At 58.7% G+C, this 12,622-nt stretch carries 10 protein-coding genes; 4 read left to right on the top strand and 6 right to left on the bottom strand.

Annotation, left to right across the window (positions count from 1 at the left end; translation table 11 throughout):
* Positions 1-16: 16 nt before the first annotated feature.
* The 5 genes from H8790_RS11550 to H8790_RS11530 form a co-directional block, all read right to left on the bottom strand.
* On the bottom strand, positions 17-409 hold the full coding sequence (locus H8790_RS11550) for a type II toxin-antitoxin system RelE/ParE family toxin (protein WP_187332666.1): 393 nt from the start codon (positions 407-409) through the stop codon (positions 17-19).
* A 3-nt stretch (positions 410-412) separates the two neighbouring features.
* Entirely contained in the window at positions 413-805 is a 393-nt protein-coding gene (locus tag H8790_RS11545) for a hypothetical protein (protein ID WP_187332664.1), read from the bottom strand.
* Between the two features lie 208 nt (positions 806-1,013).
* Positions 1,014-1,514, bottom strand: a complete 501-nt coding sequence (locus H8790_RS14045; protein ID WP_318646855.1) for a helix-turn-helix domain-containing protein — start codon at positions 1,512-1,514, stop codon at positions 1,014-1,016.
* A gap of 13 nt (positions 1,515-1,527) precedes the next feature.
* Positions 1,528-2,514 (bottom strand): ParB/RepB/Spo0J family partition protein, encoded by a 987-nt coding sequence (locus H8790_RS11535; RefSeq protein WP_187332663.1) that lies wholly within the window; start codon positions 2,512-2,514, stop codon positions 1,528-1,530.
* The gene (locus H8790_RS11530) at positions 2,507-3,331 is read right to left on the bottom strand and encodes a ParA family protein (RefSeq protein WP_187332661.1); all 825 of its coding nucleotides are present in this window, start codon (positions 3,329-3,331) and stop codon (positions 2,507-2,509) included. The genes H8790_RS11535 and H8790_RS11530 overlap by 8 nt, the downstream gene beginning before the upstream one ends.
* 1,232 nt (positions 3,332-4,563) lie before the next feature.
* Between H8790_RS11530 and H8790_RS11525 the strand changes: the two genes are divergently transcribed.
* Entirely contained in the window at positions 4,564-4,965 is a 402-nt protein-coding gene (locus H8790_RS11525) for a ribonuclease Z (protein ID WP_187332660.1), read from the top strand.
* Entirely contained in the window at positions 4,962-5,807 is an 846-nt protein-coding gene (locus H8790_RS11520; protein ID WP_187332658.1) for a DNA/RNA non-specific endonuclease, read from the top strand. The genes H8790_RS11525 and H8790_RS11520 overlap by 4 nt, the downstream gene beginning before the upstream one ends.
* Before the next feature lie 19 nt (positions 5,808-5,826).
* Here the strand turns inward: H8790_RS11520 and H8790_RS11515 are convergent, their stop codons facing one another.
* On the bottom strand, positions 5,827-7,218 hold the full coding sequence (locus H8790_RS11515) for an MATE family efflux transporter (RefSeq protein WP_243208495.1): 1,392 nt from the start codon (positions 7,216-7,218) through the stop codon (positions 5,827-5,829).
* Positions 7,219-7,575: 357 nt separating this feature from the next.
* Here H8790_RS11515 and H8790_RS11510 point away from each other — a divergent pair, with 357 nt between their 5' ends.
* Both H8790_RS11510 and H8790_RS11505 read left to right on the top strand, forming a co-directional pair.
* On the top strand, positions 7,576-8,901 hold the full coding sequence (locus H8790_RS11510) for an O-antigen ligase family protein (protein WP_187332656.1): 1,326 nt from the start codon (positions 7,576-7,578) through the stop codon (positions 8,899-8,901).
* Positions 8,898-12,593, top strand: a complete 3,696-nt coding sequence (locus tag H8790_RS11505) for an InlB B-repeat-containing protein (RefSeq protein WP_187332655.1) — start codon at positions 8,898-8,900, stop codon at positions 12,591-12,593. The genes H8790_RS11510 and H8790_RS11505 overlap by 4 nt, the downstream gene beginning before the upstream one ends.
* Positions 12,594-12,622: the final 29 nt, after the last annotated feature.

The following is a 12,622-nucleotide window of genomic DNA, read 5'->3' as shown; positions in this document are numbered from 1 at the left end:
GTGAGTAACGCTCTTTTCATGTACTATCCTCCTCTTGAAAGTTGAATTCTACTGCGTACTCCGGGTGCTCCCGGATGTCCGCGAGCATTTTAAGGGATAAGTCGAGCGCCCGCATGGCATCTCGAGGCTGGCGTTTGACAAAGGGTACCAACAAAATGATATTGCCATCCTGAATTGTGAAAATGATTCGGACCAGAATCTTATTTTTCTCCCGCAGCTCATAAAGCTGGTTGTATTTCTCCAAGACGAAGTGTTTGAAATGCGGTTCTTTCAAATCGCACAGGGGGATCTGAGATAGTCGAAAAATCTGCCAGAGCAGCTTATCCCTCAGTTTTTCTTTCAGCCCCGCTAAAAAATCCATCAGCGGCCCGCGTGTTCCCGGAGGGCAGTAGATTTTAATTTCACGCATAGGTTATATCACCTCCATTTCGCCGGTAAATACCGAGAGCCATGCGAAGAAACTGTCCACAAAAGCGGAGGCCAGCTTTAAGTCACCGCTGATCCACCAAATTGGCTCCGGCAGACTGAGATAGATCGCGTCGTACACGGAACAGAGTGTCAGCATCTTTTGAGGCGCATCCTGTTTAGCTGCACGGGCGATCAATTCCCGACAGGCGACATCCTGGCCTGGCAGCGTTTCACAAAGATGTCCATAGAGCAAGCTGGCATACATACGCGCGATTACATTCACCGCGCTTGCGTCCGGTTCTTCATCGGAGGTAAGAAGCCCCATGCGCTTTCTCCACACGCAGGCCGCTGCGTCGAAAGGGGCAACGCGGAATTTGGCGGCCGAAATAGACTCCATCTGAAAATCTCCTTTCATTTGGGCAATAAAAAAGCCCGGCGCCGCATATTGCGGCGCCAAGCTTGGCTTGTTTGTATGATAATGTGCTGGGGGCCTGTTGCAGCTATAGCCTCTTCAAAAATGAAACCGTGACAAAGCTGTCACGGTTTCATTTCAAGGAGTACATTTTGTGCAACCTCTTTGCTGATTGTAAACCGATATCGATTTCTCACATGAAAACCACAGGAGAGCTGTTTAGCCATTCATGAAACGAAGACTTCGGAATCCTCAATAGGTTTCCAATTCTAATCACTGGAAATGCCTTGCTATGCACAAGGTTATATGCTGCATTTCGGCCGAGCCGAAGGATTGTCATAATATCCTCAACGGTATAAGTTTCGGGAAGCGGTTCCATTACTTCTACAGACTCCTGCGAATTGCTTTCCGAAACATTATCGGAAAGCCTTGACGGTGGAACGACTTTCTCCAGAGCTCCTTTTTTCGGAGCCTGCATGGCGGAGTCTGATGAGGTATCAGAGGGAGCACCTTTAATTTCTTGTTGTGCTTCTAACTGCTCTGGACCGATTTCGGCCATTTGTCTTGCTTCATATTCCTCCTCCGGAATGGCATGGTACCCGGTTTCATCTAAAACCCATACGACTGCTGCTCGACGATGGCGCTTTTTCTCGGTGACGGTGCTATCTGCATTTTTACATGTGTTTTCTCGCATCGTACAGTCCTCCTCATGAAAGCCTTTCTTTTAGAAATTCTAAAAAAAGTCGCTCAAGTTCCTTATCGTTGGACAGCTCTTTGAGATAGGGGGCGAATTTCTTGCGATCAAAGCTGATTTTTTTTGGCGGTGCCATTGCGCGTTTTTCCGCTGCCGCCCGGCTTTCCCGCCAGGCGGCGAAAATCTGCTGCTTCTCGGCACAGGGCGGCGGGCATTTGCTGATGATGTGTTTGACGGCTGACTTGTTCAAAGCGTACCCATCTATGTTGCACATCTCTGTAAATGCCTCCTGCGTACCGCTGTCATAGTCGGCAATCAGCTCAGCGCAGGCCAGATTCAATTGCTTCGGTGTGTTTTCGAGAATCTCCGCCAGCGCGGGAATCAACTGCGTCAGCTTGACAGCCTTGCGGATTTCGTATTCGGTGACGCCGAAAAATTCTGCGACAACTTCACGGGCGAGGAACCTCTGGCGAGAATCACCAGAAGTTGATAGGTCACTTCGGAACCCCTGTTTTCGCTCAATGTCCAGTAACGCCTTATATGCCTTGCCACGCTCAATGATTGTCAGTTTTGGCCGGCGAAGCAGATTGGTGGCAATGGCGATAGAGGTCGCGCGGGCGTCGTCGGCCTCGATGATCTCTGCCGGCATTGCCGGCCATCCGTTTAAGCGGCCTGCCCTTGTGCGGTTTTCTCCAGCGATGATTTCATAGCGGTCACTCCCGGAGATTGGCCGCACGATAATGCGCTCAAACAGTCCTTCCTCGGCAAGCTGTGCGGCGAAGGCTTTCAAGCGCGCAGGTGGGTAGGGCTTAAAACCAATGTCGGCCGTGAAAAAGGATACCAGCTTGTCCATTGGAAGATCTCGGATGACCGGCTGCTTTGCTGATGCGCTGGGTTGAAAGATTTTCTCGTATGCGTCATTGCCAATTTCAAGTTCTGATGCCTGCTGCGTTGCGCTCATGCGGCGCTTGAGCATATCGGATACATTGGTTTTAGCCAAGCCGCCGCACCTCCTCCGCCAAACTGCGATAGGACGCGGCTGCCGGATTTTTCGGCTCATAGGAGAGAATGCTTTGACCTGCAGCCGGACACTCCGCCACTTTGATGGAATACTCAATAGGCCGTTCAAAGACATGGCAGTTGTCGCCGTAGACCTCGCCGACGCTGGATCGGACACTGTGGCAGAGCTGAGGACGTGATTGATACATGGTCAGCAAAATTCCCGCGATTTCAAGTCGGGGATTGAATTTGCTTTTCACAGAGCGTACCATGTCCAGTACATCAGGAATTCCCTCGCTGGCGAGGAAGTGTGATTGCACGGGAATTATACAGTAGTCAGAGGCGGCCAGTGCATTGACCGTCAGCAGTTCATATTTCAGGCCGCAGTCGATAATGATGAAGTCGTAGCTGTCGCGCAGCAGGGCGGTGATGCTGTCTGTCATCTTTTCGCAGGTGCGATCAGCATCACCAACTGAATTGTATTGGGAAAGCTGCATGACCTGCAGGCGCGCGGCGGCGTCGGCAAGGCGGCGGTTTGCCGCAATCAGGTCAACGCCGATGCCGGTATGGAGAATCGAACGGGGGATATGCAATTCCAGATCCTCTGGGGCATCTACGACTGCCAGCAAAAGCTTCGAGAGTGTCTGCTTCTGCTCGGTAGGGGTATAGCCCAGGGCCGCGGTTAAATTTCCTTGAGGATCATTGTCAATCAACAGAACGCGTTGGCCTTCATCGGCCAATGCAGCGCCGAGATTTAAGGTGGTGGTGGTCTTGCCCACACCGCCTTTAGAGTTCGTTATTGATAATATTTTTCCCATATGATATACTTCTTTCTATTTCCTATGAAATTTCGAGTTAGGGATTTCGGCAATTCATTGCGGTTAGGCAGGATCACCATTTGCAGTTTGTTTGCAGTCAAATCAAGAATTGGCAAAACTTAAGGGATTTTGGCATACCTTGTCCTACGTTGATGCAAACGCCTTTTTGGAACGGGTTGGTTTGCATTTAACGTTGGAAACCCTTGATATGACTGCGATAAATGAAAAATGACCTCCGGGTTAGAAGCGCTCACTAAGGAAGCTCATAACCCGGAGGTCGCAGGTTCAAGTCCTGTCTCCGCAACCATAAAAGTCCTGAAATCGCAAGATTTCAGGACTTTTTCTTTGCTTTTCGGCTCAAAAGATACTTTTGTAACCTCCGGGTTCCCTGGGGACCTGACAAAGCCTTGACCCATACGGGAATCGTGACAGAAAGCACCGGATGGACAATTTAGCATGTCCGGCCAGTGCTTTGGCATTTTTTCATCACTTATGGAATGATGGGTCAAATTTTCCTGTCCACTTTTGGGAATCAGGGAGTTATTTTACAAACAACGTCCACCCTTCTTGTTTACAGGAGGATGCAAGCATATCTGTTACATGTTCAATTGCGCCATTTGGGGTAAGCTTCAAAATTAGGACCGGATACGTATCATCAATCAGAATATTTGGGGTCGTTTTTTTGTTTTATTTCAGCGATGGAGAACTCGCAAAAAGAAGCAGCGGCTTTAAAACTTTTTTGTTTTTCCCCAGCCATCCGAACGGGAAATATCCTCAATCAGCACAACCGAAGGAGCAGTTTGAGGGATGTCTTTCGTCATGCAATGTTGGTAAAACCACTTCTGGCAGGAGCCTCCTTCTGGCGGACAAATAGAATCTGTAGAACAACTGCAGAGGCCGTAGTATCCAGCTTGTTTCGGCCTGTCGACCAGTCCCAAAACTCTCCGCAGATCGGCCAGAATTCTTTCTTGGACGGAAATAAAAATTCAGAGGCTTCTGGAGTTTTCTTGTTCCGCCCTAAATTCCACATGGTTATTCTCCAATCTCCGTAATGTCAACTACCCATTTTCCCAAGGAAAAGGAGAACCCGCAACACCAGGAATCAAACCACCAGCAATGCCGCCGCCCCCCTTAGGGGCGGCTGTCTTTTTGGAACCCGGCATCTTTTCTGCGGGATTGGGATGTGCTATAGTATCCTTTGGCCGGCGCACCGGCCGGAGGAGTGTGAAGAGATGATTTTGATTGTCTGCGTGGACGATAACAACGGCATGCTGTTCCACGGCCGGCGGCAGAGCCGGGACCGCTTGCTGGCGGAGCGGATTCTCCGGCACTGCGCCGGAAGACGGCTTTGGATGAACGCGTATTCCCGCAGCCAGTTCCCGCTTAAAGCGGAGATTTCGGTCCATGAGGCCTGTTTGTCCCTTGCAGAGAAAGGGGAGTTCTGCTTTGTGGAGAATCAGGATGTTCGGCCCGCTGCGGACCGGGTGGAGCAGGTGATCCTCTACCGGTGGAACCGGGTCTATCCCGCGGATGTATATTTCAGCCTTTCCCTGGACGGCTGGAGCCTTTCCCACAGGGAGGAATTTAAAGGCTCTTCCCACCAGCATATCACAGAGGAGGTATACGTGCGATGAAGAAAAGCATGCTGACCCTTTTCCTGGCGCTGCTTGTGCTGACCGGCTGCGCCGCCGGGCCCCGAGAGCCGTCGTTTTCCCTGAAGGACATCCCGGAGTTCTCCGGCGAGCCCTATGTGATCCTCAACGACAATGAGCCGGACTTTACGGAGGAGGAGATCACCTCCGACTCCTTTGAAACCTACAGCGATCTGGACGCGCTGGGCCGGTGCGGCGCGGCGTTTGCCTGTGTCGGGACGGACCTGATGCCCACAGAGGAGCGGGGCAGCATCGGCTCCGTGAAGCCCAGCGGCTGGCAGACGGTGAAGTACGACTGCGTGGACGGAAAGTACCTCTATAACCGCTGCCACCTGATCGGCTATCAGCTGTCAGGGGAAAATGCCAATGAGCAAAACCTCATCACCGGCACCCGCTATATGAATGTGGACGGGATGCTGCCCTTTGAAAACCTGGTGGCCGACTACGTAAAGGAGACGGAGCACCACGTCCTCTACCGGGTCACCCCGGTTTTTGAGGGGGAGGACCTGGTGGCCGAAGGCGTTCAGATGGAGGGCTGGTCTGTGGAGGACTCTGGCGATGGGGTCTGCTTCAACGTCTATGTCTACAACTGCCAGCCGGGGGTGCGCATTGACTATGCCACCGGAGAAAGCTGCCTGGAAGATCAGGCGGGGGCGGATGCAGCCGGCGCCTCCTACATTCTGAACACCAGTTCCCACAAGTTCCACAACCCCGGCTGCTCCGGAGTGTCTTCCATGAGCGAGAGCAACAAGCAGGCTTACACAGGAAGCCGGGAAGACCTCATTGCCCAGGGGTACACGCCCTGCGGCCAGTGCAATCCATAAGAAAGAGGAAAGGGACGGCTCAGCCGTCCCTTTTTTGAGGAGTCTGCGGGCCGTCGGAATGTGCCTGCCGGTCAAAGTGGTGAAGCCAGTCGGCCTTCCAAAAGTAGATGGCAAGGACGATGCAGCTGAGGCTCCAGGTGAGGGGATACCCCAAAAAAATGCAGCGGATGTCGTTGAAGAAGCGGAGGATCAAAGTGACGTAGCTCACCCGGATCACGCACCAGCACACCACCATCACGCCCATGGGGACCACCGCCAGCCCCGCGCCCCGCAGGGTGCCGGAGATGCTGTGGGTAAAGGCCAGCAGGAAGTAGAAAGGCGCCATGGTCCTGGCCTGGGCCACGCCAACGGCCACCACCGCAGAGTCAGAGTTGAACAGGGCGATGAGATAGGGGGATAAAAAGTAAATGAGCATGCCGATCAGCTCTGAGAGGAGCATGCTGGCCGCCATGCCGAACCGGGCCCCCCGCCTGGCCCGGTCGTACTGGCGGGCGCCTAAGTTCTGGCTGATGAAGGTGGTCATGGCCAGGGCAAAGGTGGTGACCGGAAGGAAGGCAAAGCCCTCGATCTTCATGTAGGACCCGCAGCCGGCCATGGCGTCCTCGCCAAAGGAGTTGATGTTAGACTGCATCACCGTGTTGGCCAGGGCGATGATGGAGCTTTGCAGCCCGGAGGGCAGCCCCATCTGCAAAATCTCCCGCAGCATGGGCCGGTTCAAATGGATGTTCCGCGGGATGAGCCGGTGTGCCCCCTCCACCCGCATCAGGTGCCGCAGCCCCAAAAAGGCGCTGAACCCCTGGGCGATCACGGTGGCAGCCCCTGCCCCGGCCACGCCCCAGTTAAGGCCTGCCACAAACAAAATATCCAAAATGGCGTTGAGCACTGCTGCGGTGATCAGGTAGTAGAGGGGGTGGCGGCTGTCCCCCATGGCCTGGAGGATGCCGTTGACCGTATTGTACAGGGCCATGAACAGCACGCCGGAGAAGTAGATGCGAAAATACAGGATGGAGTCGGGCAGCACATTTTCCGGCGTGCCCATCAGCCGTAAAATAGACGGGGTGAGCCCGACGCCGCAGACGGTCAGCGCAATGCCTGAGATCAGCGCAAAGGCCACGGTGGTGTGGACGGCCGTGCTGACCTGCCCCTCGGCCCCGGCGCCGTAATAGCGGGCAATGACCACGCCCGCGCCGATGAAGATGCCGGAGATCAGGCCCACCAACAGTAAAATCAGGTGGGACGAGGAGCTGACCGCCGCCAGCGCGGCCTTGCCAGTGAAATTGCCCACCACCAAAGAGTCCACCACATTGTAGAGCTGCTGAAAGAGGTTGCCCAACAGGATGGGAAGCGCAAAGGAGAGCACCCGCTTCCAAATGGGGCCCTCCGTCATCAGCACGGCGCCGTGCCCGGCCATCTCATCGCTCCCTTCCCTGCTGTCCGTTTGGCGCGGACGGTTTGCTTTCTTTGAATAGTCTACTACCGGTTTGAGGAGAATGCAAGGAGTGCGCGCCTCTGCTGCGGATGAGAGCGCAGGTAAAGCGCAAGCGCGGCATTGCCCAAACTGCGGGATTTTGCACCGAAAAGAATGAGCAATAGGCTGGCAGCCACAGCCTGCCTGTATAACGATATGAGGGGGCCGGGGCCGCAGTTGTGAAATGGAATAAAATTGTGGAGTGTATTTTGCCGGAATGGCAATTGCAAAGGGGGAGGAAACAAGTTATGATGGAATTAGAAAAATTTTCCCTGGACGCAGGGACTTGTTGAGGTTCCCATGAAACAAACCAAACCCAGGCCGCCCTTTCCGGAGCGGCTGACCGCGCTGTATCTGGGTCTGATGGCTCTGGTGTACCCGCTGTGGGTCACCGGGGACTACCAGACCATCTCCGCGCAGAAATTCCGGTGCTTCCTGATCCTGACCGGCGGATATGTCCTGGCCATGGCGGTGCTGGGGTTGGAGATGCTCGTTTTGGGCCAGGCGCGCTGCCCCGGTCCGCGCCAGGTGTGGAACGGGGCAGCGCTGCCCCAGAAGCTGATTGTGCTCTTCTGGCTGCTGAGCGCGGCCTCCACCCTGTTCTCCCCCTGGCGGAGCGAGGCGGTGTGGGGCATGACGCGAAACGAGGGCCTGGTCACCCTCTCCCTCTACTGTGCCTCCTTTTTGCTGGTGTCCGTGTTCGGACGGGCGCGGATGTGGATGCTCTATCTCCTGGGCGCGTCCATGAGCGCCCTCGCCATAGTCGGATTGATCCAGCTCACCGGGGCCAATCCCTTTGGACTCTACCCCGGCGGCTACAGCTACTTTGACGCCGGGAGTGCCTATTCCGGCCAGTACCTGACCACCATTGGAAACGTGGACCTGCTGGCGGCGCTGCTCTGTGTGGTGATTCCGGCCTTTGCTTTGGCGCTCCTCCGGTGCCATGAGAGGGAGAGGTTCCTTTTGACGGTCCCGCTTGCGCTGTGCGCCGCGCTTGCGGTGGGGATGCGGGTGGCCGCCGGATATGTGGCGCTGCTGGGGACTGCGCTGATCCTGCCGCCGGTGCTGTGCCGGAAAAAGCGGGGATGGTTGGCCCTGCTCTCCTGTGCCCTTTTGTGCGCGGGCCTGGCGGCCGCGTACTTCGCGGGGGACGCGCTGGGGGCAACGGCGGGGGAGCTTTCGGCCCTGCTCCACGGCCGCGTGGAGGACAGCTTTGGCTCCGGCCGGGTCTATATCTGGAAAGAGGTCCTGTCCATTGTACCGGAGCGCCTGTGGTTCGGCGGCGGGCCGGACACCCTTTCTATACGTGTGGCGGGATACTTTGAACGCTATGACCCGGCTCTGGGCCTGGTGTTGCGCTCGCTGATCGACGTGGCCCACAATGAGTATCTGAACCTTCTGGCCAATCAGGGGCTGCTGGCTCTGGCGGCTTATCTGGGGGCCTTGGCCGCCTCGGCGCTGCGGTGGGCCCGCCGGGCCGCGTCCGACGCAGCCGCAGCCGTCCTGGGCGGCGGAATCCTGTGTTACTGCATCCAGGCGTTTTTCGGAATCAGCAGCTGTATCACCGCACCGGCCCTGTGGCTGATGTGGGGGCTTTTGGAACAAAGACTGGAGGAGTTGAAATGAAAGAACGCAGGCAGTTGATCTGTCTCAATCTGGCGCTGATCCTGCTGTGGTCGCTGCTGCCAATGCCCGTGTTTGCGGCGGAGGGCGGCGCGTCGGAGGAGCCCGTCTTCCAACAGGCCTTTGATGCCGCCGGCGAGACGCTGCGCGTGGGCGGCAGGACCGTGGGCTACGGGGAGAAGGCGGAGGGCCCCGGCTGGAGCTACAACGGCGTCACCACGCTCACCTTGAAAAGCGGCTATACCGGGGAGGCCGTTTCCACCACGCTGACCGCCCTTACCATCCAGGTGGAGGGGAGCGTGTCCGCGGCAGGGGTCTCCAGCACTGGCAGGGTGGACTTCAACCTCACCGACCCCGCCTGCAGAGTGAGCATCACTGGAGCGGAGGGGCAGAGCGCCGTCACGGCCAACATGCTGGTATTTGGCAGCGAGCCCAAGGGGGCCCTGCGCATCCAAAGCGGCGGAGCGGGCGTCCCGGCCCTGAGCTGCGCCACCCTCATGCTGCCCACGGCCAGGGGGTATGATGAGCAGAGCACAAACGTGATCCTGCGATCCGGGACATCGGAGGAGACGGCCCGGCCGGTGACGGAGTACGACGGCCAGGAGTACGTCTACTGGGAGCTGACGGAGTGCGAGGTGCTGTTCCTCTCCGATGGAACGGTGGCGGAGCGGCAGAACCTGCCCCTGGGCCGGGAGGCGGACGTCCGGATGGCCGGCGCGCCGGAGAAAAGCGGCGGCATTTTCCTGGGCTGGAGCAATGGGGGGAAAGTCTATCAGCCGGGGCAGGCCGCTTCCATCAGGCTCTCCCGCACCAAAGAGGTATTTGAGGCGGTCTGGGCGGAGCGGCCTGAGACCGGCGTGGTCTACCACGGCAACGGGGGCACGGTCGCGGCCGCAGGCAGCGGCAAGGTGGCCGTCACCACCGTGTCCGCCGCGCCCGGGACTGCTGTGGACCTGACAAGCCAGGGCTTTTCCACCGGGTATTATAGCTTTGAGGGCTGGAGCCTCACGCCGGGCGGGGAGCCTCTTAAGTCCTTCACCGTGCCCGAGGGCAGCGCGGCGGACCTATACGCCGTGTGGAAGAGCAGCAATACCATCCCCGGCACCAGCGCCGGGAAGAGGGTCTCTCTTGTCCCCGGCGTGGTCAGCCTGGGAGATGAGGCCGTCGACGCTTCCCTCTCCCCCTATCAGGAGAGCTCCGGGACGGGCTGGTCTGGCAAGGCCGCCGATTTGACGCTGACGGCGGAGTACTCCGGCGCGCCCATTGAGACAGCCTTCGACCTGAATCTGCACATCAGCGGACAGGTTCGGGTCAACGCCGCCTCCGGCGCGGCCATACGGGCGGGCGGCACGCTGTATCTGGATTTTGCGCCCGGCGCTTCCCTGCGCGTCACCGGCTCCGCCGGCGCGCCGGCCATCGACGCGGGAAATCTGTGGGTCGGCATGCCTGGCGCGCTGTACGCCGTGGGCGGCAGCGGTGCATCGGCGTTGGAGGCGGCAGGGACAATGAGCCTCTCCAACCCCGGCGCGGACAAGAGCGGGTATCAAAACCGCCTCTACAGCGGCGGTGAGGCAGTTGCGTCCTATGAGGGGCAGCAGGAGATAGAGATTCGCCGCCCGGCGGCGGAGTTTACGTTCCACTTCCAGGACGGCGCAACGGCGGATGGGATACTGGAGACGGAGTACGACGGCAGCGCACTGTTCAACGCGCCGGAGCCGGTATGGGAGGGCCATGCCTTCCTGGGCTGGAGCACGGATGCCGGCGGCCTCAGCGAGGCCTATTACACAAAGGGCGGCGCGGCGCCTGATTTTTCGGGCGGCAGGGATTTGTACGCCATTTGGGGCGACGACTTCGGCGGCAGGTTTGTGATCCTGGACGGCCGGGGCAGAAGCGTCACCGCCGATGGCCGGGGCGCGTGCACCGTGGCTCTTGCGGACGACGGCGCGGCGCTGCTTCCGGAGACAGCGGACTGGACGGGTCAGGCGGAGTACGCCCTTCCCGCCTCCGGTGTGGTGACGGACCTCCTATGGGGCGGCCAGCGCCATGTCCTCGTGCCCGGCCAGCGGCTCTATGCCGTGTGGGGCACTGAACCGTATTACACGTTCCTTGGAAACGGCGGCATAACCTCCTCGGGCGGCGCCGTGGCCAAGGCCGCCACTCCAGACAAGATGGAGGGTGTTGTTTTTGCGAGGGAAGGCCAGACCTTAGGCTGGTGGACGGAGTTTCCCGACGGCACCGGCCGGGCCTACGCCCCCGGCTCTGAGTATGATAAAACCCTGAAGACCTACTATGCCCATTGGGTGGACAGCCGGGCCGTCTGCTGGGGGGGCGGCGGCACGCTGAGCGGCGGCGCCGTTGCCAGGGAGACGGACTCCCTTCCCGCCGATGCAAATGGCTTCACCCGCCCGGGGCATCAGTTCCTGGGATGGGCGCTCCAACGCGGCGGCAGCGCCGCCACCCAGGCGGAGTTCGACGCGGCCCTCTCCGCGGGGGGGCCCGTGTACCTGTATGCGCTGTGGAGCGCCGTAACGGTGCGGCTCCACAACGCCACCAACTGCTCCGAGCTCAAGCCCAATGCCGACGGCACCTACACCCTGCCCTACGGGCGCTCCCGCTCCTTCTATACCGACGCTTTTGACGGCTGGAACACAAAGCCGGACGGCTCAGGCACATGGTACCCCTATGGCACGGTCATCGACCCGGCTCAGGAGAGCGCTGCGGAGTTTTACGCATTTTTCGTGGATTCCACCCAGCCCTCCGTCTGGATGACCGCGGGCCGGGGCGGCTTTGACGGCAAGACCTTCCAAACGGTGTCCGAGACTCTGCCCGCCGGCTTTACCCTCCCCGCCCAGGTGGGAGAGCGGCAGATTCTGGCCTGGTGGTTCGGAAGCTTTTACACCGACGGCGGAGCTTATCCCAGGGGCGCTGTTGCGCCGGGGGACATGGTGGAGAACTGGACGCTGCGCACGTGCTTCCGGGCGGTGGACGATGGGGAAAACACCGACGAGCACGCCAGGACGGTGCAGGACCTCAACGGCGGCGTCACCGCCGATGGCTTCCGGCTGATGGTGTCCTATGCCTCCCTTGGCGATCTGCGCCTTGCGGGCAGCGATATGGTCTTCCGGGAGGGATATACCCTCAGGGAGTGGAACACCAGCGCCGATGGCACCGGCCAGTCCTACCTTCCCGGCGCGCGGATCTACAACCACGCGGGCCTTTCCAAGGCGCCCCGGCAGGTATTCGCCATTTGGGAGCCCACCTCCGCGCCTTTTGCCACCGTCACCACTGTGGCGGAGGGGCAACGGGTGCAGACCCCGGTGGCCCTGGGCGCGAGGATAACGCTGCCCACCCCGGAGCGAAACGATGGCTTGGGCTTTGTGGGGTGGAACACGGAAGCCGCCGGCACGGGGCAAACCCTGGACGGAACCATTACGGTGAATGGGGCCGTCACCCTGTATGCCCAGTGGGCAGACCCGGCGCTCACGGTAACGGTGCCGGAGATGATGCGCCTGGAGGGGGCGGCGGTCTACCTGGCCCTCTATGATGGGGACGGCGCCATGCTTACCCTCCAAAAAGCAGTGGGCGGAAAGGCGGAGCTGTATGCCCTCCCCGAGGGGGCGGCCCGGTGGAAGCTCTTCTGCCTCAATGAGGACGGAAGGCCGCTGACCAAGCCCATGGAGGAACTTCTCCCATAAAGCGTTAAGAAAAGTGACGGATAAAAAAG

The organism is Oscillibacter hominis, from assembly GCF_014334055.1.
Classification (GTDB): domain Bacteria; phylum Bacillota; class Clostridia; order Oscillospirales; family Oscillospiraceae; genus Oscillibacter; species Oscillibacter hominis.
The sequence above is the reverse complement of the archived record's forward strand: the minus strand, read 5'-3'. Positions and strand labels throughout refer to the sequence as shown.